Here is a 25,795-nt window from a genome sequence, read left to right on the forward strand (position 1 = left end):
AAGAAAACTGACTAATTTTTCATGTAGAACACATAAAACATTAGTTCACCTGCATAGGCTATATCGTCTTTTCTAGGGCTTAAAAATTCGGATTCTTGAAAAACTTTAGCGATATTTTCTTCAAAAATGGTATTTAATTTTTCATTACTGGAAAGAGATGTAATTTTAGTCAACTCATCGTTTTGATTATAATTGATTTTAATTTCAAATAAGTTCATTCCTGGTTTCAAAAGTGAATCAATCTGGTCAGGATTTATAGTATTGAAAAGGAAGTTCAGTAAATAGTCGCTGGAACGTTTAAAATCTTTTTTACCCTCTTCATTTATACAGCTTATGTCAATTCTGGGAAAGATTTTTTCGTCGCCTGGATAATCATTTTTATCGGTTATCTGACTCATCTTATGGTAACCATAAACTCCAGTTGCTTTTGTGCCAATGGTAATTGGTACATGGAGTGCCACTGTAATGGCCTCACCTTTCTGCATCGCAGGCTCCAAAATTTTCATTTTATTAAGTGTTCTCTCAAATTCTTTTTTTAGTGAAGGATTGAGGGAGTTCAAGTGAGTTAATTCGATAGTTTTATCATACTGAACTTCAAAAGTCAGATTGAATTTGTTTATTCCTGGATTTAGTTCACTGATTAATCTTTTATTTTTACTGCGATTAAATAAATTGGATACTTGTTTTGAAAAACAATTCATTAATTCCATGTTTCCCTCAACATTTCTGCATCCTCTAGCAATTATATAAGTTTCGTCATATTCTTGGGAGTAAAGGGAAGCCGTTAAAAGAAAAAATAAGGCACATAGGACAGGGATGATTTTCATTTTAAAAAATTAAGCTGATTAGTTATTTATTCCAAAACTACTAAATTTAAACTATTGTAATTGCTTATCATACTAACAATCATTAGTTTTGAAGAACATTCGAAATCGATTGAGAAATACACTAAATTATGACAAAACCTTACGTTAAAAAAGATATTCAGGACAGGATAGCAACGGTAGAATTCTTTCATCCAGCGCACAATTCATTGCCCAGTGATATTCTGGCCGAGTTGGCAGAAACGATAACTGAAGTCGGACAAGACGATGATGTCCTTGTGATTATAGTGAAGTCAGGAGGAGACCGTACCTTCTGTGCCGGTGCCAGCTTTAAAGAATTGATTTCTATTGAAGACGAAAAAACCGGAGAGCAATTCTTCAGTGGGTTTGCCAATGTCATTAACGCCATGCGTAAATGCCCAAAATTCATTATTGGTCGTGTGCAAGGAAAAACCGTTGGCGGCGGTGTAGGCCTCGCGTCTTCAATGGATTATTGCATGGCCACCAAATTCGCTTCCATCAAGCTGAGTGAACTCAATTTAGGCATAGGCCCGTTTGTAGTGGGCCCGGCTGTGGAGCGAAAACTGGGTGTGAGCGGTATGTCACAGATCGCGATAGATGCCAACACCTTTTATTCGGCTGAATGGGCCAGGGATAAAGGTTTGTTTGCAAACGTTTATGAGACCACTGAAGCCCTGGATATAGCTGTTTCAGAATTCGCTAAAAATCTATGTGAATATAACCCTGAAGCGGTAAAGCATATGAAACAGATGTTTTGGAGAGGAACCGAAGACTGGGATGAGCTGTTGATAGAACGTGCTAAAATAAGCGGCAAGCTGGTGTTGAGTTCGTTTACGAAAGAGAAGCTGAAGAGGTTTAAGGATTAATACAAAGATGAAGTAGATATGACTAATTGAAGAAAGGACAAAAAGATAACTGATGGCATTAAAGCATAATTTTAGGAAATTGACGATTTGGCAAGAGGCTAGAAGTTTAGTAAGTGAAACATATAGTATTACAGAGAAATTCTCTAAAACTGAAATTTATGGTCTATCAAACCAATATGTCTTTTCGTCTGATACCATTTTTACTTATTAATTTTCCTCAATATGATCTACAAATTCAAAAACCACATCCCCGTCATTCACGAATCCAGTTTTGTGCATCCGCAGGCAGCGGTCACCGGAAATGTGATTATCGGTAAAGACTGTTATATAGGACCGGGGGCAGCCATTCGGGGAGACTGGGGTGAGATTATACTGGAGGACGGTGTGAATGTTCAGGAGAACTGTACTGTTCATATGTTCCCCGGGAAGTCGATTGTTTTAAAAACAGGAGCTCATGTGGGGCACGGCGCTATCATTCATGGAGCCAACTTAGGTGAAAATTGCCTGATCGGAATGAATTCCGTAATCATGGATGATGCTGAAATTGGTGATGAATGTATTGTTGGGGCGATGACTTTCGTCAAAGCGGAAACCAAAATCCCCAGACGAAGTTTGGTGATAGGAAACCCCGCTAAAATTATAAAAGAGGTGTCCGATGAGATGATCGCCTGGAAAACAGCTGGAACTCGATTATATCAGCAATTGCCTGCCGATTGTCATGACAGTTTGGAAGCCGTAGAGCCGCTTCGGGAACGTCCTGAACATAGACCAGAACAGGAAGATTTTTACAAGACATTGAATGAGTTTAAGCATGGTAATGAATAGAATGTAGTGAGGAGAGGTTAGTGTGAAGTGATGAGAAGTTAGAAAATAGAGAAAAGACAATAGAATGTACTGTGCTAACTTTGTGTCAGATCAATAATATTTAGATGAGCTGAGATGTGAGTCGTTAGAATACAGAAAAACTTAGCGAATTGGCGTGAAATTAGAAAAGAGAAGAACCTAAAACCTCAGTATTATTTACGATTTTGGGATAGGTAGCGAGAAAATATAAAATATGAATAACAATAATAAGACCTCAGAAACACTAGAATTCAAGCTTCCCAAAATGGGAGAAAGCATTACAGAAGGCACCATTTTGAACTGGATGATTAATGAAGGGGGTAGTTTTCAGGAAGGTGATATCCTCGTGGAGGTGGGAACGGATAAGGTCGATAACGAAGTACCTGCACCATGTTCGGGTCGGCTTGTTGAAATCAGGTTTGAAGCCAAGGAAGTGGTCAAAATAGGTGAAGTTATTGCGATTCTGGAATCCTCAGGTCAAGCAGAATCACCTTCAGTAGAGAAAGAAAGCAAAGCAAATACATCAGAGAAACAGACTGAGCGCCAGGCACCCAAAGCGCCACGGAAGCAAAAAACAAAAGCTCAGGCTCAGACCACCAATGCGGAGTGGAAACCAGGGACAAGAGGGAATCAGTTTTATTCCCCTTTGGTTGAAAAAATCGCCAGAGATTACCACATCAGCTATGAAGAACTGGCCAGGGTTCCGGCTTCCGGAGCCGATGACCGATTAAAAAAGTCTGACATCTATAAATACTTGGAAGACGGAAGGCCGGCTCAGTTTGCGCAGCCCGTATCCGAGCCATCCTCAGGTTTTCAGGTACCTGATTTGAAATTTGACAAAGGAAAAGGCAAGCTTGTGGAGATGGACAGGATGCGACAGATGATTGCCGATCATATGGTGTTTTCCAAACACACTTCGCCACATGTCACGGCTTATGTAGAAGCAGATATGACTAAACTGGTCAACTGGAGAAATAAAAACAAGGCTAAATTCCAGGAAGAAACCGGTGAGAAACTCACCTTTACCCCGCTTTTTATTCAAGCAGTCACAAAGGCCATTCAGGATTTTCCGATGATTAATTCCTCACTGGATGGGAATAACATCATTGTAAAGGAGGATATTAATATTGGAATGGCAACTGCCTTGCCAAGTGGTAACCTGATTGTCCCTGTGGTTAAGAATTCCGATCAAAAAGATCTGAAAACCTTAGCCAAAGAAGTCAATGCCTTGGTGGTAAAAGCAAGGGATAACAAACTGACCAGTGATGATACGCGGGGAAGTACGTTTACCATCTCCAATGTGGGAACTTTCGGGAGTTTGATGGGAACACCCATTATCAACCAGCCGGAGGCAGCCATATTAGCTACGGGGATCATAAAGAAAAGAGCTGAGGTTATCGAATATGATGACGGGGATCAAATAGAAATCAGGCAGATGATGTATTTGTCACTTTCCTTTGATCACCGGATTGTCGATGGCTATTTGGCGGGAAGTTTTTTAAGAAGAATTGCGGATTATTTGGAGGATTAATTTTTAATTGGAAAGACATTTTGAAACAGGACCTTTTGAAACACGATTAAACAAACCTAGATGAGGCGGCATAATTTTAAAAAACTAATAATCTGGCAGGAAGCTATGAAGCTAGTTGACCAAAACTATCTATTAACTGCAACACTTCCAGATTACGAAAAATTTGGATTACGCATCCAAATGAACCGTTGCTCTGTTTCAATAGCATCAAATATTTCAGAAGGACCTAGTAAGCGGACCAATAAACATTTCACTAAGGTTTTAGGAGACAGTTTAGGTTCTGCTTATGAATGGGTGACTCAACTGATGGTATGTTACCCTCAAAAATTTATTTCTGAAAAGAATTTTTTAGTACTTGAAGAAAAATACAAGCATTACAGAGTAAAATTTCAAACTTTAATGACGAGCTGGAATCAGAAATTTAAAATTTTGAAGCAAAAATCGCTAAGTCTTGATTCAAAACGTCGTGATTCCTGATTCTAAAAAAAAGAGCAATGAACAAAAACATATTCAAAAAAGCCTTTCAAAATTTAGTCACTGCCAAAGCAATGACAGAACTCTACGAAGAAAATTTTAAGGTGGTTTCCAAATATGTACACGCTACCTCTCGCGGGCATGAAGTCATTCAAACCGCTGTAGGCATGCAGCTTCTGCCTCAGGATTATGTGTATCCCTATTATAGAGATGATTCGATTTTACTGGCCATTGGTATGCAGCCCAAAGATTTGATGCTTCAGCTTTTGGCTAAAAAGGACGATCCCTTTTCTGCAGGGCGAACCTATTATTCTCATCCCAGTCTTAGGGATGACGACAAACCCAAAATTCCGCACCAAAGTTCTGCCACAGGGATGCAGGCCATTCCTGCCACGGGGGCGGCATTAGGGATGAATTACCGCGAAAGCGATAATCTGTTCGACGAAAATGAACGCTACAGGTTTTTAAACCCAGATGCAAAAGAGAAAGATTACCGCCTCCGCGAGAATCCGGTTGTTGTATGCTCCCTTGGCGACGCTTCCGTTACCGAAGGTGAGATTGCAGAAGCCTTTCAGATGGCAGCGCTTAAACAGCTTCCCATTATTTATGTGGTACAGGACAATGGCTGGGACATTTCTGCCAATGCAGAAGAAACCCGGGCGCAGAATGCCTTCGACTATGCCAAAGGGTTTCACGGTCTGGAAGCAATAAGCATTGACGGGACAGATTTTGAAGAATCGTATACAGCATTTGAAAAGGTTTTGGATACAGTAAGGAAAGAAAGACGACCTTTTTTGGTGCATGCCCGGTGTCCATTACTCAATCACCATACCTCCGGCGTTCGAATGGAGTTTTACAGAGACGATCTTGAAGAATCCAGAACCAGAGACCCGTATCCCAAATTAAAACAGCAGCTTCTGGATAACGAATTCACTGCAGACGAGCTTCAGGCTATCGAAAAAGCTGCTCAGGCAGTGGTGGAAAAAGAATACCAGGAAGCTTTGCAGGCTGAAGACCCCGGGCCAGAGGATTTATTCACCCATGATTTTGCTCCCACGCCCATTACGGAGGAGCAGGGCGAACGCTCTCCGGAAGGAGCTGAAAAAGTGGTGATGGTGGATTGTGCTCTATTTGCCATCGAAGAGTTGATGGCGAAACACAAGGAATGTCTGCTTTATGGACAGGATGTGGGGGGCAGGCTGGGAGGTGTGTTTAGAGAAGCCGCCACCCTGGCTCAGAAATTTGGTGACCATCGGGTGTTCAATACACCTATACAGGAAGCCTTTATCGTAGGGTCAACGGTGGGCATGTCTGCAGTGGGTCTCAGGCCTATTGTGGAGGTTCAGTTTGCAGATTACATCTGGCCGGGATTGAATCAACTGTTTACCGAAGTGAGCCGAAGCTGCTATTTATCTAATGGAAAATGGCCGGTCTCCATGGTTTTACGCGTGCCGATTGGGGCCTATGGAAGCGGCGGCCCATACCATTCGTCTTCTGTTGAAAGTGTGGTCACTAACATTCGCGGACTCAAGATCGTATACCCGAGTAATGGGGCAGACCTTAAAGGACTGATGAAAGCAGCCTATTATGATCCCAATCCGGTGGTGATCTTTGAGCACAAGGGACTGTACTGGAGTAAGGTGCCTGGAACCAAAGGCGCAACCAGCGTCGAGCCGGCAGAGAATTACATGCTTCCCCTGGGCAAAGCCTGGGTTTTACAGGAAATATGGCCGCAGGATGACGAGGAAACCCTCAGTATCATCACTTACGGCATGGGTGTGCACTGGGCGATGAATGCCTCGCAGGAACTTGGTCTGCAGGATCGAATTGAAATCGTAGACCTGAGAACGCTTCATCCTCTGGACGAGGAAACCATTATGAAATCGGTTAAAAAGTGTAAAAAATGTTTAGTGGTCACCGAGGAACCTTCAGACAATACCTTTGCCAGGGCGCTGAGCGGCAAAATTCAAGAGGAGTGTTTCCAGTACCTCGATGCTCCTGTAATGACCATCGGATCCGAAAATATGCCCGCTATTCCGCTGAATTCCATTTTGGAAGAAACCATGATTCCAAATACCGAAAAAGTAAAAGTGAAAATTCAATCCTTACTGAATTATTAATAATTGGGGCGTGCCCCTCCCCAATTCCGATGGCTTTGGGGAGCGTCGGTCTGCCCGTTTCAATTCCTCCCCCCCCCCCCAAAGCTTTGGGGGCTGCGGGATTTCCACTCGCATACCTCACGCGAGGTGGCGAAGAATCATTCCGGGTTTGAATATAATTCTGTTTCAGGATTTTGTTTGACACTCCTGTCAAAAGGAATCTTTAGCTGGTAGAAAATATCTTCATCCCTAACCTCATCTGCGATATCTAAGCCATATTTGATTTTGGTGTGATCGGTATATACGAAGGTACCAAAGAGTCTGTCCCAGATAGAAAGCATGTTTCCAAAGTTGGTATCTGTCCATGGCATTTCGTGGTGGTGATGAAATTTATGCATTTTAGGAGTTACAACTGCATAACTTAGGACTTTGTCTAAGGCTCCTAAATTAATATTGGCATGTGTAAAATAGGTAAAGAACACACTCAATATTCTATAGAATAAATAATAAGCAATCGGCATTCCCATAATCAATACAGTCAGCAGAGCAACGGTTTCTCTGATGGTAAAATCCAGGGGATGATGTCTTGTTCCTGTGGTAACATCTACTTTGGAATCACTGTGGTGAACGATATGCAGGCGCCACATCCACTTGACTTTATGTAAAAAATAGTGAACCCCATATTGAGCGATAAGGTCTAACGCCAAAATCGCTAAGAGCAGTTCTGCAACAGGAGGTAAGTCGATGAGGTGCAAAAGGCCAAACTGATTGGTTTCGATCCAAAAAAACACACCTAAGGTAAGCACTCCAAACCCAACGTTGATAAGCATGGTAAAAAGTAAAAAAATGAAGTTGACCCCGGCATGCCGTATTTTTTTATACGTCATCACCGTCAGCCTGTAATAGCCTTCCAGTATCCAGAAAAAAGCCAGGACACCAACAACCCAGGCCAGCTTCATCCAGATTGGCATTTCTTCAAAAAAAGAAAGGAAATCAACCATACATGATATATTTTGATTCCAAAAATAATGAAATCTTTATATAATTCAGATTTGTTTTTTCAACGAATTCACTTTATTAATCTTCAAGAACAATATTGTCACCATCGATACCTATACCTTTAAGATCTTCGACAACGCTTTCTATCATGGGTGGTGGACCGCAAACGTAAAACTTCTGATCCAGCTTGAGGACATGGTCTTTCAAGAAGTCTTTATCGATATGACCATGTGGATATTCATCTGTATCTTCCTGAGAAAGAATATTTATAAACTGATCGCCCAACATGTTTTCGAGTTCTTCTTTTAAAATGATATCTTTTTTGGTTTTATTGGAAAAGATGAGTTTGTTGTTTTCATTTTTTCCATGCTTATACCGGTCCCTGATGATGGAAAGCATAGGTGTTAATCCCGCACCTCCGGCGATGAAGGTTCCTTCCCCTCTAAAGTAAATGTTACCGAAAACTTCATTCTGAAGCAGTTCATCTCCTTCTTCAAGGTCCAGTAACTGTTCAGTAACGCCATCGTGATCGGGGTAGGTTTTGATGACAAATTCAAGATCCTTATCTTCAGGAAGACTGGTGAAGGTAAAGGGCCTTCCCTCTTCTTTCCAGCCTTCTTTATTAAGGAAAAGTTCAGTGGCCTGCCCGGGTTTAAATTCTAAGCCTGAGGGCTTATTGGTTCTGATTTGCAAAACATCATGAGTTACTTTTTTAATGGACTTAATCTTTAGCGTGTTCATTTTTTCTTTTGAAATTAAAAAAGGTATAGGCTTTATCTATGAGTATTAAGAAATAAGACCGTTTATTTTAACACAATGAATCTGTTTGGTAAAATCTTCAGAATGTGAGTTATAATAATTACCTTATTCCAAAATTAATTTTGACTATGGATAATTCATTTATTGAGACAGTAAAAACCTATTTAAAAGAAATCCTTGTCTCAATCGGGCCCGAATTAATTTATTCAACAGTAGCACTTGTATTTGGGATTATCATCATCAAGATGATTATGAAGATCTTAAAAGCTGCAATGAGAAAATCCAATGTCGAATTATCCTTAAAAACATTTGTAGAAAGCCTTGCGATTTTTGTTTTATACGGTTTGCTGTTTACCCTTATCGGATCTATTTTAGGGATAAAAGCTACCTCTTTCCTGGCTATTTTCGGGGCTGCCGGTATTGCCATAGGTCTGGCTTTACAAGGAAGTCTGGCAAACTTCGCCGGGGGAGTTTTGATTTTGGTTTTTAAACCCTTTAAAGTAGGAGATTTAATCAGCGTGAATTCCAGTACGGGTTATGTTATCAATATTGATATTCTGTATACAAGAATTGAAACCTTCGACGGCAGAATTATTACCATGCCCAATGGTAATGTTGCCAATAGTGATGTGGATAACAGGACCATGAATCCCTTGCGAAGAGTAGATTTGAGTCTCAAATTTGCGTTTGATATCAAAATGGAAACGATTCGCCCCATTATTCTGGAGGCCATGAAAGCACATCCCATTGTAGAAAAAGAGCCTGAACCCGATGTCTGGCTGGAAGAAATTGGTGAATCAGAAATTCGTGTGACAGCAAGAAGCTGGGTAGAATCTATACACTACTGGCCAACGTTTTGGGAACAACTGGAAGCTGTTAAAAAAGCTTTAGATGCCCATGGCATTGAAACCCCTATTCCAAGAAGAATTGTTTATCAGGGGGGAGAGTATAAACCTTCTGAGGCTTTGCCTGAACGAAAAGATTAGACTAGCTTAATGATTTTTTAATTCTTTTCATAGCCTCTTCAATGTTGGCTTCGCTGGCAGCGTATGAAATTCTAATGCAATTCGGGTTTCCGAAAGCTTCACCTGTCACTGTGGCTACATTTGCCACTTCCAATAGGAACATGGAGAAATCGGTAGCGTTTTCAATTTTCTTGCCGCCGTAATTACTTCCGAAGAAAGACGAGACGTTTGGAAAAACATAAAAGGCTCCTTTGGGCTCATTGCATTCAAATCCGGGAATGCTTTCAATTAAATCTAAAATCAGTTTTCTTCTCGACTTGAATTTATCGACCATGAACTGGATTTTGTCTACAGGGGCTTCCAGGGCAGTGATGACTGCTCTTTGTGCAATACAATTTGCACCACTAGTCACCTGGCCCTGTAATTTTTTACAGGCATTGGCTATTTTTTCTGGTGCACCTATATAACCAATTCTCCAGCCGGTCATGGCAAAAGCTTTGGATACGCCGTTGACAGTAACCGTTCTGTCATACATGTGTGGTAATTCGGCCATAGAGAAGCGCTCTTCGCCAAAGTTGATGTGTTCGTAAATTTCATCACTTACGACAACAACATCGGGATAATCTTTAAGAACCTCTGCCAGTGCTGTTAATTCTTCTTTGGTATAAACGGACCCACTTGGATTGCAAGGGGAGCTGTACCAAAGCATTTTAGTTTTTGGCGTGATGGCCGATTTCAATTGCTCTGGAGTCATTTTAAAATCCTGATCAATGTCCGTTTGAACTTCTACTGGGACTCCACCACTCAATTTGATGATGTCACTATAGCTCACCCAATATGGACAGGGAAGAATCACTTCATCACCTGGATTCAAAAGAACAGAAGCTACGTTGTAAAGCGACTGCTTGGCACCTGTAGAAACGACTATCTGATTCAGGTTGTACTCTAAGTTATTGTCTCTTTTGAATTTCTTCTGAACCGCTTTTTTAAGATCTTCATAACCGTCTACCGGGGAGTAGGAGTTATAGTTATCGTTTATTGCCTGTATAGCGGCTTCTTTAATAAAATCGGGTGTGTTAAAATCCGGTTCACCCAAACTAAGACCTATAATATCTTTTCCTTCCGCTTTTAGTTCTCTAGCCTTAGCGGCCATAGCTAAGGTAGCTGAGGTTTCCAGTTTTTGAATTTTATCAGAGAGTTGAATCATACGGATTGGTTTAGGATAATTGAGGTTCACTTCCCAGTGTTCTTAAATGTCTAAAATGAGATCTGACTGCTTCTAAAGTGGAATGGTACTCATTATAAGGAAGGTTAAATTCTAAAGCGGTTTCTTTTACAATCTTACTTATTTTATCATAATGGATATGACTGATATTTGGAAATATATGGTGCTCTACCTGATGGTTAAGCCCTCCACTAAACCAATTCATCAGTTTGCTGTTGGTCGCGAAATTTGTTGTAGTAAATAGTTGGTGTATCGCCCAGGTGTTTTTCATTTCACCAACTTCATTCGGCATTGGCATATCATTGTTTTCTACCATATGTGCCAGTTGAAAAATGACGCTCAATATCAATCCTGCTGTGTAATGCATAACGAAAAAGCCTAACAGTACTTTCCACCATACAATTCCTATCAAAATAGGGATGACGATCCAAATGGAAAGGTATAAGGCTTTGGTAACGGCAAGCATGCTCCACTGTTTCCATTGACTTGGCATTTTTCCATAAGACAACCTACGCTTTAAATAACGTCGGGTTTGCTTAAAATCTGATGTTATTGCCCAGTTGAAGGTTAAGAGTCCATATAGGAAAACAGAGTAGATGTGTTGAAATTTATGAAAGCGTTTCCACTTCGCATGTTTAGAAAATCTGATTATTCCTCCAGCGTCTATATCTTCATCATGTCCATGGATGTTGGTATAGGTGTGGTGAAGCACATTGTGCTGTACCTGCCAGTTGTAGACATTCCCGGCTAAAATATATATGGAACTTCCCATGAATTTGTTTACCCATTTTTTTCTTGAATAGGTACCGTGATTGCCATCATGCATCACATTCATTCCGACGCCAGCCATACCAGCGCCCATCAGAACGGTGAATAACAATTTCCACCAATCTGAAATGTCTAAAAATAAGATGAGGAAGTAAGGACTTAAAAACAAACTGAACATGAAAATTGTCTTAAGGTGCAATTTCCAGTTACCGGTTTTTTTGATGTTATTTTCGTTGAAGTATTCGTTAACCCTTTTATTCAGTGTTCTAAAGAACTTCTGTGGGTCTCTTCGGGAGAATTTAATCGTTGGATTCGTCATTGAAAAAATTTATGAAAACAAATATAAAAATTTATCTATACCAAGCCTTTATACAAATGCCAATTGTGTTCGATTTATAAGTGTTTAAGTAAGGGATTGGATTTTTTTCAAAAGGTACAGACTTACATAATTGGAAGGAATTTTAGCAGTATGATGTTCAGAACTCTTATTTTTGCAAAAAAAACAAATCATTTGAAATTAATAAAACAGTATTTTCCCGAGTTAAGCGAAGTTCAGCTCCAGCAATTCGAAGCCATTGCAGAAGTATATAAAGACTGGAATCAAAAGATAAATGTGGTTTCCAGAAAAGATATTGACGAAATATACATTCGTCACGTTCTGCACAGTTTGGGAATAGCTAAAGTTCAGACTTTTTTACCGGGTTCCAAAATTTTAGATGTGGGTACTGGCGGTGGTTTTCCAGGAATTCCCCTGGCTATTTTATTTCCCGAAACTCAGTTTACCCTTGTAGATAGCATCGGTAAAAAAATTAAAGTAGTGGAAGAAGTAGTGGATGCCCTGGAGCTTAAAAATGTAACGGCTGTAAATGATAGAGTGGAGAACATCTCTGGGGAATACGATTTTATTGTGAGTCGGGCCGTTGCTGTGATGCCTAGTTTTGTGCATTGGGTAAAAGGAAAAATTGCCAAAGAATCTAAACACGGCAGAAAAAATGGAATTCTATACCTGAAAGGAGGAGATTTATCTGAAGAATTGAAACCTTATCGGACGGTTGAGATTTTTGAACTTTCAGAACTCTTTGAAGAAGATTTTTTTGACACCAAAAAAGTGGTTTATCTGCCAATGAAATACCGCGGCTAACAGAGCCTCTTTAAAAAACAACAATCAGGATAAAAAAATCCCTCAATAGTGACTATTGAGGGATTTTTGTTTTAAAATATAGGCTTTATTATCCCATATGAGGATAGGTATAATCTGTTGCCGGAACAAAAGTTTCTTTGATCAATCTTGGTGAAGACCATCTCAACAGGTTAAACTTGGATCCCGCTTTATCGTTAGTACCACTATTTCTTGCACCACCAAAAGGCTGACGACCTACAACGGCACCAGTACATTTGTCATTGATGTAGAAATTACCGGCAGAATTCTGAAGGATATCCGTTGCTACCGATGCTGCATAGCGATCTGTAGAAATGATAGAACCTGTCAATCCATATTGACTTGTATTATCCACTAAGTGCAGAGTTTCTTCATATTTTTCATCATCATACACATAAAGCGTCAATACGGGTCCAAATAATTCTTCGACCATGGTTTCATAGTTAGGATTGGTAGTTACAATCACCGTAGGTTCTACAAAATAACCTTTAGATTTATCGCAATTACCGCCTACTATAATTTCTGCTTCATCGCTTTTCTTGGCTCTTTCAATATAACTTGATAATTTATCGAAAGACTGCTCGTGAATCACGGCGCCCATGAAATTGCTTAAATCTCCTGTAGGTCCCATTTTGATAGACTTCACATCTTTGACAAGCTTTTCTTTGACACTTGGCCAGAGGCTGTTTGAGATGTATGATCTCGATGCAGCACTACATTTCTGACCCTGAAATTCGAAAGCACCTCTTAATAATGCAGTAGCAACGACCTGCGCATCTGCAGACTTGTGAGCTACTATGAAATCTTTACCACCGGTCTCACCTACTATTCTAGGGTAGGTGTTGTAGTTGTGAATGTTTTGACCGATTTTAGACCAAATGTCTTTAAACACATTGGTACTTCCTGTAAAGTGAATACCTGCAAATTCTTTTCGGGCTAATATTTTATCAGTTATCATAACGGGGTCACCAATAATCATATTGATAACACCATCGGGTAAACCAGCTTCTTTGAACACTTCCATGATTACCTGTGCAGAGAGCATTTGGCTGTCACTCGGTTTCCAAACGGCAACATTACCCATAAGAGCTGCACTTGATGGCAGGTTACCGGCAATAGCGGTGAAGTTGAAAGGAGTAATAGCATAGACAAAACCTTCAAGAGGTCTGTGTTCAAGTCTGTTCCATTCATTATCTGCAGATTCTGGTTGTTCCCTGTAGATTTCAGTCATGTACTCCACATTAAATCTCAAGAAGTCACAAATTTCACAGGCAGAATCAATTTCAGCCTGAAAAACCGTTTTTGACTGACCGATCATGGTCGTTGCATTCATCTTATCTCTGTAGGGTCCGGAAATCAAATCTGCTGCTTTTAGAAATACAGCTGCTCTTTGTTCCCAAGGTAATTTAGCCCATTCTTTTCTGGCTTCCAGGGCAGTATCTATAGCTTGTTCAACGTGCTGTTCATCAGCCGTATGATAAATACCTACTTCATGCTGATGATCATGCGGAGGTCTTATGCTTTTGGTATTTCCTGTTTTGATTTCTTTATCACCAATATATAATGGAATTTCAGCTTTTTGATTGTATAGTTTCTTATACATCTTTTCTATAGAATCCCGTTCTGGAGAACCAGGGGCATATGTTTTTATCGTTTCGTTTATAGCGCTAGGCACTTGAAAATATCCTTTTCCCATAATTTTTCTTTTTTTAATAGTTCATCTTTACAAATATAGATTTTATGTTATACTAAGAAAAATAATGATGGTAAGCTTTTATTAATACTTGTTAATATAACTTAATTAGTAATATTCAAGCTATTTCCAGAACCTGTTCCTATAACTCTGTCGAACCTGGCTCCAATATCTCTGTAGTAGACAATTACCTGATAATCGTTTTCAGTGATTTCGTGATTATCACTAATAAAACCTTCTATAAAGTTTCCGGTTTTGTCTAAATAAACATATTTAAAATTGTAGAAACCCTGCTTCAATAGTAAAACATTGCTGAACGTATTTCTTTTCATTTCATCGGCTACCATTAAGGTGCTGTCATCCAGTACGTAGTTATTAAACCTTCCGTAGAGGTGAATTTCACCGCCATCCAGATCCTTAGAACTAAGCAATGAAAAATGAACTTTAGCGTATTCAGATTCAATATCAATATTTTCTCCCTGTAAGGAGTTGATCTTAAAGGCGCCGTTTATGTCCGGATTGTAAGTGTATTCCCTTCCTTCTCTATCAAAATTCGGGTATAGATAGGTGTTATACAAATCCAACAATTCTACGCGTTTTATTCTCATACTCCCCTGTCTGATATCGCTATTGTCGAAGTTCAAATATTCATTTCCTCCCCAAAAGGAGGATTCTTTATCGTATTTATAAACCAAGGTATTGCCAAGCGTAAACTGGGGTTTAAGATTGAAGATGGCTGTCGTGAAATCGTTGTTTTGAACCACTGCCGTTTTTACGGTCTGATCTGGATTGCGGAAAAAGAAGTCTTTCCGTCCTATTTCGAAATTGACCACTTGTTTTTCAGCAATAAATTCCAGAGTCCTGGATCGTCTTATCTGTACCTCCACATCGACCAGATTTTCATACACGATAAATTTTCTTGAAAAAAGAATCTGTTTATCCGCATTAAAAATCTTGAGCATATAATTGCCGCTTACTTTAAGACGGCGGGTGTTTTGATTGGGTAATTTCAACTCGTAATGGGTGTAGGCCTGTAAGGTGGTAAAGGAGTTTTTGTAATCAAATAACCGTATGTCGTCAAATCCCTCTAAAAATTCATTTTTGGAAAGTTTAGAAGGCGTCCAGTCAAAATTATAATGTTCAATTTCGTAGTAGTAATCATTTTCAGCTGCTGTTAAATCGTCAAACTTAAGTAAAATTGAACCCTGCAGAGGGATGACTGGCGTACCGCTAAATTCACTGTTTGATCCAAAAAACTCGATGGTTTTAATAAAATCTGGAGGCAAAGTCTCGTAAACCTCCTGGCCAAAAGACAAATAATTCGTAAAACTTATTAAAATTATGAAGATTGGCTTTGAAAAACGCGAGTAAAGCCTGAAATTTGTGGGAATCATAAGTTGTTTAGATTGAATATAAATAATAGAACTATAAGATTTGTTTGCTTTAAGAATGTAAGTTAAATTATTAAATTTGCAAACCAAATAAAATTTTATTTACAGATGCCCATAGACATAAAGATTAAAAAGGGTTTAACGCTAAAGCTAAAAGGTGAAGCAGAAAATTCTATTGAGCAAGCTCAAAAATCGAAAACAGTTGCTTTAAGGCCTTCAAATTTTCATTCTCTGGTGCCTAAAATGGTTCTCAAAGAAGGAGCTAAATTAAAAGCTGGTGATGAAGTTTTTTTCTCTAAATATTCCGATAAAACCAGAGTTGTATCTCCGGTTAGCGGAACTTTAAAGGAAATCAAGCGTGGTGCTAAACGAAAAATTTTAAGTGTTATTATAGAGGCTGATGATGAACTGTCTTACAAGGATTTTGGCGTCATGGATCCTTTAAAGTCAAATTCTTCTGAAGTTAAAGACAGAATATTTTCTTCTGGATTAGGTGTTTTTTTAAATCAAAGACCTTACAACATTCCAGCTGATGCTGAGGATACACCAAAGGCGATTTACATCTCTGCTTATGATACAGCTCCATTATCGGCTGACTATGAATTTATCTTAAAAGATAAAGCAGAGTTTTTTCAAAATGGAATCAATGCTTTGACTAAGCTAACAGGAGGTAAGGTTTATCTTGGCGTAGATAAGCAGTCTGCAAGTTTTCTTAAAGATATTGAAAATGTCGAATTGATTACTGTTTCTGGTCCTCATCCTGCTGGTAACGTAGGAACTTTGATTCATGAAACAGAACCCATGAACAGAGGGGAACGCGTCTGGACTATAAATCCTGAAGACGTCGCCATCATCGGGGAGCAGTTCAAAACGGGCAAGTATAATGCTGAAAGAACCGTAGTGGTTACCGGTACAGCAGCAAAACATAGAAAATATTTCAAAACTATAATCGGGGCTGAAGTCTCTTCAATTTTGAAAGATCAGGAAGACAATTCCAGAATCATAAGTGGAAATGTACTGACGGGCGAAAAAATAGAAGAAGATGGTTACATCAATTTCTTCTCCAACACCTTAACGGTGATTCCGGAAGGAAATGAATACAGAATGTTTGGCTGGCTTCCTTTTAAGGATAACGATATTCACTCTGCTTCAAAAACCTCCTTGTCCTGGTTGTTTCCAAATAAGAAATATGAAGTGAATACCAACCTAAACGGAGAGGAAAGAGCATTGGTTGTTACTGGAGAAATGGAGGAGGTTATGCCTCTGGATATTTTACCAATGCAACTTATAAAAGCCTGTATGGCCGGTGATATAGAGAAAATGGAAAACCTTGGAATTTACGAGGTTGTTCCTGAAGATTTTGCCTTAGTAGAATACACAAATACATCCAAAATTGAAGCTCAAGCAATTATTCGCAACGGTTTGGATATTATGATAACAGAAGTAGGATAAATTTATATATAAACATGAATTGGATTAGACAGAAAATTGATCAAATTAAGGAGCCTTTTGAGCCGGGTAACAAGCTTGAGAAGTATCGTCCAGCGATAAATGCGCTAGATACGTTCCTGTTTGTGCCGGATCATACTACCAAGAAAGGCGCGCACATTAGAGATGCAGTAGATTTGAAGAGGACGATGATAACCGTTGTGTTAGCCTTGATTCCTGCTTTGATTTTTGGAATGTGGAATGGCGGATACCAGCATTACGTTCAGCTTGGTGTAGAACCAACATTTCTTGAAGCTTTTCTACACGGCGCGTATAAGATAGTGCCAATGATTGTGGTGTCTTATGCCGTTGGTCTTGGGCTTGAGTTTGCTTTTGCCATCATGAGAGGACACGAAGTCAATGAAGGTTATCTCGTAACAGGCTTGCTTATTCCTATGATTATGCCTATCGATATTCCATTATGGATGGTAGCTTTGTCAGTGATATTTGCAGTTTTAATAGGGAAGGAAGCTTTTGGAGGTACAGGCATGAATATTCTTAACCCGGCACTTACCGCAAGAGCATTTGCCTTCTTTGCCTACCCGACCTATATGTCTGGTAACAAAATTTGGGTGAGTGAAGCTTCAACAGTAGATACAATTTCAGGAGAAACAATTTTAGGTTCTCTTGCCGCTAACAAAGAAGTGGGTTATAATACTGCAGAAATGTTTACCGGCGTCATTCCGGGGTCTATCGCCGAAACTTCAACTTTATGTATCGCCGTTGGTGCCCTGTTATTAGTCCTTACCAAAGTTGGTAGCTGGAGAATTATATTAAGCGGTATTCTTGGTGCAGCAGCGATGGGTTTACTATTGAATGCACTGCCATCTATGGGAGTAGAAGGGAATGGACTGACAAACTTTCCATGGTATAACCACCTGGTCGTTGGTGGCTTTGCTTTTGGTATTGTGTTTATGGCAACAGATCCGGTTAGTGCTGCCCAAACGATGAAAGGAAAATGGATTTACGGAGCCTTGATCGGCTTAACAGCTATCTTAATCCGTACACTGAATCCAGCATATCCAGAAGGCATTATGCTGTCCATATTACTGCTTAATGTGTTTGCTCCAACCATTGATCATTATGTGATTGAGGGTAACATCAAGAAGAGAAAAAAACGATTAGAAACGAAAAGTGTAAAAACAGCCTAGCGATGAATAAAAACAGTAATGCATATACATTTATTTTTGCGATAGTCATGGTCATTGTCGTTGCAGTAACACTTTCTTTTACTGCGACTACCTTAAGCCCATTGCAAAAAGAAAATGTTCGTAAAGAAAAAATGCAAAATATTCTAGCAACTATTGGAATTCAGACCGATAGAGAAAATGCTGAGGAGTTATTTAATAAACATATTACTCAACAGTTGTCCTTAGACCATAAAGGTGAAGAAAAAACTGAAGTCAATGCTTTTGAGGTAGATTTAGCTAAGGAACTCTCAAAACCAGAAGAGGAGCAGACTTTCCCCTTGTATATCGCAAATTACGAAGGCTCAGAATACTATATTGCTCCTTTGAGAGGTAGTGGACTTTGGGATGCCATCTGGGGTTATATCGCATTGAAAGATGATGCAAATACCGTTAAGGGGGTTGTGTATGACCACAAAGGTGAAACTGCTGGCCTTGGTGCTGAAATTACCACCGACTGGTTTCAGCAGCGTTTTGTAGACGAAAAAATCTTCAATGATAAGGGCGAACTAGTGGGAGTGAATGTTGTGAAAGGCTATAGCGGTGGAAATGACAAAGACGATAATAAAGTGGACTCTATTTCAGGCGCCACAATTACAAGTGATGGTGTTTCTGAAATGATTGAGAATCGATTGAAAAATTACTTGCCTTTCTTTAAAAAGCGCCAAGATATTAAAGTTGTAACCAGATAATTATGAGCTTAGAAAAAAATCAAAAGCCTCAGACTGCAGAAGAAAAGAAGAAAAGCGAAATGCTTCTCTTTTTATCGAGTTCTGAAGAGAAAGAACACTTCCTGTCCAAGGCCAACCGAAAAATTTTAAAAGATCCTTTAGACGATAACAATCCTATTACGGTTCAGGTTTTAGGTATTTGTTCCGCTTTGGCCATTACGGTTCAGTTAAAACCTGCGATCGTTATGTCCCTGGCTGTGGTTTTCGTTATGGCTTTTAGTAACGTCATTATTTCGCTTTTAAGAAATTCAATTCCAAGTCGAATCAGGATTATTGTGCAACTCGTTGTAGTGGCTTCTATGGTAATTCTTGTGGATCAAATTTTAAAAGCTTACGCTTTCGATGTAAGTAAGCAATTATCCATTTTTATCGGTTTGATCATCACCAACTGTATCATTATGGGTCGTCTTGAAGCTTTTGCTTTAGGGAATGGGGTTTACAAATCTTTCCTTGACGGTATTGGAAATGCGGCTGGATATGGACTTATCCTCATCATCGTTGCTTTTTTCAGAGAATTATTTGGTTCGGGTAAGCTGCTTGGCTATGAAATATTAGGCCATAAGGGTGTTACTTTAGCAGAATCCACGGGATTGTATGCCCTGGGTTATGAAGATAATGGGTTTTTCCTCTTATCTCCTATGGCTCTTATTGTTGTGGGTGTCTTAATCTGGATTCAGAGAGCAAGAAACAGAAAATTAATTGAAGAAAATTAAATAAAACCTCATAGATGGATTTAATAAACTTATTTGTCAAAAGTATTTTCATAGAAAATATGATTTTCGCCTATTTTTTAGGCATGTGTTCTTACCTGGCTGTATCCAAAACAGTGAAAACCGCTGTGGGTCTGGGTCTTGCAGTTATTTTTGTACTGTTAATCACCGTGCCTGTCAATTACCTTTTGGATAATTACTTACTGCAGCCCGGCGCACTTAGTTGGTTAGGCTCAGAATTTGCCAGTGTAGATTTGAGTTTTCTTAGCTTTATCATGTTTATAGCAGTTATTGCTTCTATGGTACAGTTAGTGGAGATGATTGTCGAAAAATTTGCTCCTGCTTTATACGGGTCTTTGGGTATCTTTTTACCTCTGATTGCTGTAAACTGTGCTATTCTGGGAGGTTCTTTATTTATGCAGCAAAAAGATTTTAGCGGCATCGAAGGCGCTGCTGTATATGGTCTTGGTAGTGGCATCGGCTGGTTTTTAGCCATCCTTGCTATTGCAGCGATTAGAGAAAAAATTGCTTACTCCAATGTTCCTGCCCCGCTTAAGGGTCTTGGAATCACCTTTATCATTACCGGATTGATGGCGATTGGATTTATGAGTTTTATGGGTATTAAATTATAAACAAAGAAGATTATGACAGTTATATTAGCGAGTGTAGCAGTATTCTTAACCTTAATTTTGTTGCTGGTCATTATATTATTATCAGCTAAAGCAAAATTATCGCCCTCGGGTCCGGTTAAGATTAATGTGAATGGTGAAGAAGATTTAGAAGTAGATTCAGGTTCTACGTTGTTAACCACTTTGAGTGATAATAAATTGTTTCTACCTTCTGCCTGTGGAGGTGGTGGTACCTGTGTTCAATGCAAGTGTATTGTAAAAGATGGAGGTGGTGCTATTTTACCAACTGAAGAACCTCATTTTACAAGAAAGGAAATTGCTGAGGGCTGGAGACTTGGTTGCCAAGTTAAAGTCAAACAAGATATGAAAATTGAGATTCCTGAAGAAGTTTTCGGAATCAAAAAATGGCAGGCAACTGTTGTTTCAAATTATAACGTGGCTTCGTTTATCAAGGAATTTATTGTTGAAATTCCTGAAGACATGGATTACAAGGCTGGAGGTTATATTCAGATTGAAGTTCCTCCCTGCGAAGTGAAATTTGAAGATATGGATATCAGTGCACATCCAGAGGAGCATCCGGATGAAGTAGATAAATTCAAAACCGAGTGGGATAACTTTAAACTATGGCCGCTTGTGATGAAAAACACTGAAACCGTGGAAAGAGCCTATTCTATGGCTTCCTATCCTGCAGAAGGTAAGCGCGTCATGCTGAATGTACGTATTGCTACGCCTCCTTTTGACAGAGCTAAAGGAGACTGGATGGACGTTAATCCAGGGGTGGCTTCCTCTTATATCTTCGGATGTAAAGAAGGTGATAAAGTTACTATCTCCGGACCTTACGGTGAATTTTTCATCAATGAAAGCGAAGCCGAAATGCTTTATGTTGGTGGTGGTGCCGGTATGGCTCCAATGCGTTCTCACTTATACCATTTATTCAGAACCCTTCAAACCGACAGAAAAGTGACCTTCTGGTACGGAGGTCGTTCTAAGCGTGAATTGTTTTACACTGAGCATTTTAGAGCATTAGAAAGAGATTTTCCAAACTTTAAATTCTATCTTGCGCTATCCGAACCTCAGGAAGAGGACAACTGGAAAGTTAAAGATGGACTTGACGGAGAAGGTGATGGCTTTGTAGGATTCATTCACCAATGTGTGATCGATAATTATTTAAGTCATCATGAAGAGCCTGAAGATATTGAATTGTATTTCTGTGGCCCTCCACTGATGAACCAGGCCGTTCAAAAAATGGGCGAAGATTTTGGAATTCCCGATGAAAACATCAGATTTGATGACTTTGGAGGATAAGATATAGTAAATGAACCAAACCCAAACACTCCTTGTTTGGGTTTTTTTATCTCTAAGCTTATGGCATTACTCACAGAGCAGCAACTCCACAATCTTGCCATGAATGTTGTTGGAAAAGATTTAGAAGACATGGGGTATGAGTTTTTGGCAGTTAACAGTAAAAAGTCAAAAAATCCACAGTTTGTAGCTACAAAGGATAAACAGCTCATTTTTGTTGTGGTCCGCGCTGTAAAATATCCGAAAAACCCTGTTTTATACAATGAGGAACTCATGCACAAAGTCGCAAAGCATGCTGCTACTCACCATGCCAAAACCTTTTACGCCGGAGTTGGAATTGCCAATTCGGTGAGTTATGAACTTCCTGTAGATTCCGAAGAGGACTATGTTTTAAATTATTCAGAATTAATTGAAATCAAATAAAAGCATCTAATCAAATTAATCTATATACACTTAGCGTGTGGATTATTTAAATTCTCAAACCTAAGATCTGCCAGGCTGAACAGTTAAGACAGTCGTAATTTTCCATCGATATAAAAACACGCACATGAAATATCTATTAGTACTCTTATCCAGTTTTTTTCTCATTTCCTGCGGCGAGTCCCCTAGTGTAAAAACACTCCAGGGTAATGCATTGGGTACCACCTATACCATTAAATATTTTTCCAGTGAGGCATCATTTCAGCCGTCTGATTTCAGTTCGCTTTTGGACATCATTAATGCTTCCATGAGCACGTATATACCAGATTCAGACATTTCTAAAATCAATGCTGGCAATAGGTCTATAGTGGTCGACAATCATTTCCAAAACGTTTTCAGGGCCTCTAAACGCATTTTTGATGCTACAGAAGGTTATTTCGATCCCAGTGTCGGTTTGCTGGTGAATGCCTATGGCTTTGGTCCAGGCGGTTATTATGAAGAGGTGACGGACCGGGATATTGATTCCCTGTTTCAATTTGTGGGTTTTGATAACTTACAATTGACTGATATGAACAGGATTGAATCCACCAAGTCAACCTTATACTTGGATTTTAATGCTATCGCTAAAGGGTATACAGTAGATGTGTTCGGAGATTTTCTGGAATCCAAAGGTTCAAAAAATTACCTGGTCGAAATCGGAGGTGAAGTGAAAGTAAAAGGGAGCAATCTCGACAGCAATAGTCCCTGGATCATTGGCATAGAATTGCCGCTTGAGGATGGTTCCAGAGAAATAAAATATGGGGTTAAGCTTAAGGATGAATCTCTGGCTACTTCTGGAAATTACAGAAAATTCAGAGTAGATGCTGAAACTGGTCAGAAATATGTTCACACGATTAATCCTAAAACGGGAAAATCACAGAAAACCGATATCCTGTCAGCTTCAGTTATTGCTGATACCTGCACCGATGCCGATGCTTATGCCACCGCTTTCATGGCGATGGGATTTGAAAAGGCAATGGAATTTCTTAAGTCAAACCAAGACCTGGATGTTATATTTATTTACAGTGATAAGAGCGGAAATCAAAAAACTTACATCTCGGAGAAACTTCAGGACTCCGTCGAAGAATTTTAGGCAGGTTTAAAACACACAGGAATGATTTCGCCCTTTTGTAAACGGTAATACTCGATTTCAGAATCTTCCATATCTGCAGTCAAATCCACTGCTTTGACTTCAAAACCGATAGATTTCAGCTTATCAAAAAAATCAAGGCCATAAATTCTCAGGTGGTCATACTGCCCGAAAATCTTGGCTCTTTCTTTGGGGTCAACCACGGAGTCGTCTTCAAATGTTGTTGCTCTGTTGATGTCCTGGGGAATCTGAAGAATAGCCATGCCCTTAGGTTTGAGTACCCTGTACAGCTCTTTCATGGCTTTCGCATCGTCCTTGATATGCTCCAAAACATGATTGCAAATGATGGTGTCAAAGCTATCCGTATCAAAAGGTAAGTCACATATATCCGCTTTAACATCTGCGATTGGAGAATTGAGGTCTGTAGTGGTGTACTCTAGATTTTTTAAGTTTTTGAATCGTTTATAAAACGCCTGTTCAGGTGCAAAATGTAGCACTTTCTGAGGACGGGTAAAAAAATCGGTCTGTTGAAGGTATAGCCAAAGCAGGCGGTGTCTTTCCAGAGAAAGCGTGGAAGGGCTTAAAACGTTGGATCTTTGGTTTTCATAGCCATAAGGCAAAAACTTTGAAAAGGTCTTTCCATCGATGGGATCTTTATAGGCTTTTCCCCGGTAAGCCAAAACCAGCATGGGTCTTAATAGTAAACTGGCTTTAATTAAAAAAGGTCTAGGAAATACATTGAGTAATACTTGAAAAGGGGATTTCAAAATGCTTTAAATATGAAGTTTGATGATTGTATTATATTCTAAATTGCCCGATTTTAGCCTATTGTCTGCAGCCTTCCAGGTGGAAAAGTATACAATTTTAATGATTTATCTTCTGTTTTCTTCCGATAAAAAAATATAAAACCGCACCCAGGAAGTTGGTAAATAAAACGATTAACACCCAAACGACTTTGTTGTTTCCGGAAAACTCACTTCTTGCGATGTCTATCAAAGCCCACAAAGTGATTATTAAACTAAGTATGAATGTTATGATTATAATGGCCTGCCAGGTTCCTATCATTTTCTTAGATTTTATTACTGTGTTCGATTATTCATATCTGCCGATAAATTTTAATGTAAAAGCCAATTTATCGCTCTGTCATTAAAATTACAGTTTATTTTTCTAAATCGCAGAAAAAGTTTCGCCATTTGGACCGTCATTTTCGATCATGGCAGGCTGGAGGGCTCCAGGTAAAACCTCATCTACCGTATGATCCGCAAATTCGCCCCCTAAATCTGTGGATATCCATTGCGGATCTAAGGAGTTGACTCTGACCCCCGTTCCTTCCAGTTTTACGGCAAGGTCAATAGTGATCTTTGAGGCAGCCCATTTTGAGGCACTATAAGGTAATAATTCGGGCTGATCCTTTATTCCGGAAACCAAATTAATCACCCTGCCAAAGCCATTTTCGATCATTTGAGGTATAAATGCACTACACAGCTTGTAAACGCTCAGAACATTAACTTTCATGCTTTCCATCCAATCCTCCCACTGGTGATCCCAGAAGTCTTCTTTGTAGCTCGTCATTATCGCGGCATTATTATATAGGATATCAATGGAGATCTCCAGTTTATTTACCTGTTCTATAACCTGTTCTATACCTTCTTTTTCAGACAATTCGCCGTGGACAGCATAAGTATTAACCTCATATGACTTTAGAAGTTTAAGTGTTTCCTCGCAATGCTCAGGTTTTCTGCCGTGAACAATCACATGACATCCCTTTTCAGCAAGTCCAAGGGCTATTTGCTGCCCGATTCCACGGGAAGATCCTGTAACAAGCGCGTTTTTATTTTTTATATCGATCATGACTTTAGATTTTATTAAAAATTAAGACTATTTATCAACTTATACAAGGCTATCCTTTGCAAATAAGTCAAACTGATAAATAAGTATTTTAAGTTAATTTGGGGATAGGAAACCTTAAGTTCAAAGTGCTTTTAGGTTTTAGAGATAAGGAAAACTGAGTAAGAAGTGGTTCAAGACGAGCACAGATTCTAAGTGCAGGTTTAAGAAGGAATTCGGGTATTTAAAAAGTGCCCAGAGCGGGAGTCGAACCCGCACGCCCTAATGGACACATGGCCCTCAACCATGCCTGTCTACCAGTTCCAGCACCTGGGCATTATAATTACAAATATAAACTTAATTAACGTATTCAGTTTACTGAAGACAATACATCGAAGTTTATAGAGGTTAAGTCAGGAATAAAAAAAAGATCTGCCTGCTCGCCCGGATAACTCCGTTCGGAGGGGCTTGCTTCGACTTTGCTCAGCATAAACTTCTCGCCCAACTGGATACTAACTAAATTTGTGATCTGGCTGGGGCTCGAACCCAGGACCCTCTCCTTAAAAGGGAGATGCTCTACCAACTGAGCTACCAGATCTCTGAATGCTTAAGAACTTGAATCTAATAAGATTCCCGTGACAAGCACGGGAATTTGTGTGATCTGGCTGGGGCTCGAACCCAGGACCCTCTCCTTAAAAGGGAGATGCTCTACCAACTGAGCTACCAGATCTAATGCGTCTTTTTGCGGGTGCAAA

General features: G+C 39.4%; 26 protein-coding genes and 3 tRNA genes. 16 read left to right on the top strand and 13 right to left on the bottom strand.

All coding sequences use genetic code 11. The features are described 5' to 3' along the window. Positions 1-11: 11 nt before the first annotated feature. Positions 12-827, bottom strand: a complete 816-nt coding sequence (locus G3567_RS12220) for a hypothetical protein (RefSeq protein WP_164005602.1) — start codon at positions 825-827, stop codon at positions 12-14. Positions 828-955: 128 nt separating this feature from the next. Between G3567_RS12220 and G3567_RS12225 the strand changes: the two genes are divergently transcribed. The 6 genes from G3567_RS12225 (at position 956) to G3567_RS12250 (ending at position 6,679) form a co-directional block, all read left to right on the top strand. Beyond that, complete coding sequence (locus G3567_RS12225; protein ID WP_164005603.1) at positions 956-1,711, top strand: enoyl-CoA hydratase/isomerase family protein; 756 nt, start codon at positions 956-958, stop codon at positions 1,709-1,711. Between the two features lie 52 nt (positions 1,712-1,763). Next, positions 1,764-1,922, top strand: coding sequence for a four helix bundle protein (locus tag G3567_RS13595; RefSeq protein WP_164005604.1), 159 nt, complete (start codon positions 1,764-1,766; stop codon positions 1,920-1,922). 11 nt (positions 1,923-1,933) lie between these two features. Next, the gene (locus G3567_RS12235) at positions 1,934-2,536 is read left to right on the top strand and encodes an acyltransferase (RefSeq protein ID WP_164005605.1); all 603 of its coding nucleotides are present in this window, start codon (positions 1,934-1,936) and stop codon (positions 2,534-2,536) included. Between the two features lie 232 nt (positions 2,537-2,768). Then, positions 2,769-4,085, top strand: coding sequence for a dihydrolipoamide acetyltransferase family protein (locus tag G3567_RS12240; protein ID WP_164005606.1), 1,317 nt, complete (start codon positions 2,769-2,771; stop codon positions 4,083-4,085). A gap of 105 nt (positions 4,086-4,190) precedes the next feature. Continuing rightward, complete coding sequence (locus G3567_RS12245) at positions 4,191-4,562, top strand: four helix bundle protein (RefSeq protein ID WP_235923591.1); 372 nt, start codon at positions 4,191-4,193, stop codon at positions 4,560-4,562. 17 nt (positions 4,563-4,579) lie between these two features. Beyond that, positions 4,580-6,679, top strand: a complete 2,100-nt coding sequence (locus G3567_RS12250) for an alpha-ketoacid dehydrogenase subunit alpha/beta (RefSeq protein WP_164005608.1) — start codon at positions 4,580-4,582, stop codon at positions 6,677-6,679. A 137-nt stretch (positions 6,680-6,816) separates the two neighbouring features. Here G3567_RS12250 and G3567_RS12255 read toward each other — a convergent pair whose 3' ends face one another. Continuing rightward, entirely contained in the window at positions 6,817-7,659 is an 843-nt protein-coding gene (locus G3567_RS12255; RefSeq protein WP_164005609.1) for a sterol desaturase family protein, read from the bottom strand. A 76-nt stretch (positions 7,660-7,735) separates the two neighbouring features. Further along, a complete protein-coding gene (locus tag G3567_RS12260; RefSeq protein WP_164005610.1) occupies positions 7,736-8,398 on the bottom strand; it encodes a ferredoxin reductase domain-containing protein in 663 nt (220 codons plus the stop codon). A gap of 146 nt (positions 8,399-8,544) precedes the next feature. Here G3567_RS12260 and G3567_RS12265 point away from each other — a divergent pair, with 146 nt between their 5' ends. Beyond that, a complete protein-coding gene (locus tag G3567_RS12265) occupies positions 8,545-9,402 on the top strand; it encodes a mechanosensitive ion channel family protein (protein WP_164005611.1) in 858 nt (285 codons plus the stop codon). A gap of 1 nt (position 9,403) precedes the next feature. Here G3567_RS12265 and G3567_RS12270 read toward each other — a convergent pair whose 3' ends face one another. Both G3567_RS12270 and G3567_RS12275 read right to left on the bottom strand, forming a co-directional pair. Next, a complete protein-coding gene (locus G3567_RS12270; protein WP_164005612.1) occupies positions 9,404-10,588 on the bottom strand; it encodes a pyridoxal phosphate-dependent aminotransferase in 1,185 nt (394 codons plus the stop codon). Between the two features lie 10 nt (positions 10,589-10,598). Next, the gene (locus G3567_RS12275; RefSeq protein ID WP_164005613.1) at positions 10,599-11,693 is read right to left on the bottom strand and encodes a fatty acid desaturase family protein; all 1,095 of its coding nucleotides are present in this window, start codon (positions 11,691-11,693) and stop codon (positions 10,599-10,601) included. A 192-nt stretch (positions 11,694-11,885) separates the two neighbouring features. Here G3567_RS12275 and rsmG point away from each other — a divergent pair, with 192 nt between their 5' ends. After that, the gene (rsmG, locus tag G3567_RS12280) at positions 11,886-12,515 is read left to right on the top strand and encodes a 16S rRNA (guanine(527)-N(7))-methyltransferase RsmG (RefSeq protein WP_164005614.1); all 630 of its coding nucleotides are present in this window, start codon (positions 11,886-11,888) and stop codon (positions 12,513-12,515) included. A gap of 88 nt (positions 12,516-12,603) precedes the next feature. On the opposite strand, the gene pruA is transcribed toward rsmG, so the two are convergent. Together pruA and G3567_RS12290 are read right to left on the bottom strand one after the other, a co-directional pair. After that, on the bottom strand, positions 12,604-14,229 hold the full coding sequence (pruA, locus tag G3567_RS12285; protein WP_164005615.1) for an L-glutamate gamma-semialdehyde dehydrogenase: 1,626 nt from the start codon (positions 14,227-14,229) through the stop codon (positions 12,604-12,606). Positions 14,230-14,330: 101 nt separating this feature from the next. Then, positions 14,331-15,620 (bottom strand): type IX secretion system plug protein, encoded by a 1,290-nt coding sequence (locus G3567_RS12290; protein ID WP_164005616.1) that lies wholly within the window; start codon positions 15,618-15,620, stop codon positions 14,331-14,333. A 105-nt stretch (positions 15,621-15,725) separates the two neighbouring features. On the opposite strand from G3567_RS12290, the gene G3567_RS12295 reads away from it, so the two are divergent. The 8 genes from G3567_RS12295 to G3567_RS12330 all read left to right on the top strand — a co-directional run bounded on the left by G3567_RS12295 (position 15,726) and on the right by G3567_RS12330 (position 23,216). Further along, entirely contained in the window at positions 15,726-17,069 is a 1,344-nt protein-coding gene (locus tag G3567_RS12295) for a Na(+)-translocating NADH-quinone reductase subunit A (protein ID WP_164005617.1), read from the top strand. Between the two features lie 14 nt (positions 17,070-17,083). Continuing rightward, on the top strand, positions 17,084-18,256 hold the full coding sequence (locus G3567_RS12300; protein WP_164005618.1) for an NADH:ubiquinone reductase (Na(+)-transporting) subunit B: 1,173 nt from the start codon (positions 17,084-17,086) through the stop codon (positions 18,254-18,256). 2 nt (positions 18,257-18,258) lie between these two features. Continuing rightward, complete coding sequence (gene nqrC / locus G3567_RS12305; protein ID WP_164005619.1) at positions 18,259-18,984, top strand: NADH:ubiquinone reductase (Na(+)-transporting) subunit C; 726 nt, start codon at positions 18,259-18,261, stop codon at positions 18,982-18,984. Between the two features lie 2 nt (positions 18,985-18,986). Beyond that, positions 18,987-19,736: an NADH:ubiquinone reductase (Na(+)-transporting) subunit D gene (locus G3567_RS12310; protein ID WP_164005620.1), complete on the top strand. Its 750-nt coding sequence runs from the start codon at positions 18,987-18,989 to the stop codon at positions 19,734-19,736. Positions 19,737-19,750: 14 nt separating this feature from the next. Then, on the top strand, positions 19,751-20,365 hold the full coding sequence (nqrE, locus tag G3567_RS12315; protein ID WP_093366515.1) for an NADH:ubiquinone reductase (Na(+)-transporting) subunit E: 615 nt from the start codon (positions 19,751-19,753) through the stop codon (positions 20,363-20,365). Between the two features lie 12 nt (positions 20,366-20,377). Next, on the top strand, positions 20,378-21,667 hold the full coding sequence (nqrF, locus tag G3567_RS12320; RefSeq protein WP_164005621.1) for an NADH:ubiquinone reductase (Na(+)-transporting) subunit F: 1,290 nt from the start codon (positions 20,378-20,380) through the stop codon (positions 21,665-21,667). Between the two features lie 60 nt (positions 21,668-21,727). Beyond that, complete coding sequence (locus G3567_RS12325) at positions 21,728-22,087, top strand: Na(+)-translocating NADH-quinone reductase subunit F (RefSeq protein ID WP_164005622.1); 360 nt, start codon at positions 21,728-21,730, stop codon at positions 22,085-22,087. Positions 22,088-22,211: 124 nt separating this feature from the next. Beyond that, complete coding sequence (locus tag G3567_RS12330; RefSeq protein ID WP_164005623.1) at positions 22,212-23,216, top strand: FAD:protein FMN transferase; 1,005 nt, start codon at positions 22,212-22,214, stop codon at positions 23,214-23,216. On the opposite strand, the gene G3567_RS12335 is transcribed toward G3567_RS12330, so the two are convergent. The 6 genes from G3567_RS12335 to G3567_RS12360 all read right to left on the bottom strand — a co-directional run bounded on the left by G3567_RS12335 (position 23,213) and on the right by G3567_RS12360 (position 25,770). Beyond that, entirely contained in the window at positions 23,213-23,980 is a 768-nt protein-coding gene (locus G3567_RS12335) for a class I SAM-dependent methyltransferase (RefSeq protein WP_164005624.1), read from the bottom strand. The genes G3567_RS12330 and G3567_RS12335 overlap by 4 nt on opposite strands. A gap of 97 nt (positions 23,981-24,077) precedes the next feature. Continuing rightward, positions 24,078-24,278, bottom strand: coding sequence for a PLDc N-terminal domain-containing protein (locus G3567_RS12340; RefSeq protein WP_164005625.1), 201 nt, complete (start codon positions 24,276-24,278; stop codon positions 24,078-24,080). A gap of 102 nt (positions 24,279-24,380) precedes the next feature. Then, entirely contained in the window at positions 24,381-25,064 is a 684-nt protein-coding gene (locus G3567_RS12345) for an SDR family NAD(P)-dependent oxidoreductase (protein ID WP_164005626.1), read from the bottom strand. Between the two features lie 228 nt (positions 25,065-25,292). Next, positions 25,293-25,376, bottom strand: a tRNA-Leu gene (locus G3567_RS12350). 189 nt (positions 25,377-25,565) lie between these two features. Next, positions 25,566-25,638: transfer RNA gene (locus tag G3567_RS12355), tRNA-Lys, on the bottom strand. A gap of 59 nt (positions 25,639-25,697) precedes the next feature. Beyond that, positions 25,698-25,770 (bottom strand) — tRNA-Lys (locus tag G3567_RS12360). Positions 25,771-25,795 lie beyond the last annotated feature (25 nt).

Origin of the sequence: Psychroflexus aurantiacus, from assembly GCF_010820555.1 — a bacterium.
GTDB lineage: Bacteria > Bacteroidota > Bacteroidia > Flavobacteriales > Flavobacteriaceae > Psychroflexus > Psychroflexus aurantiacus.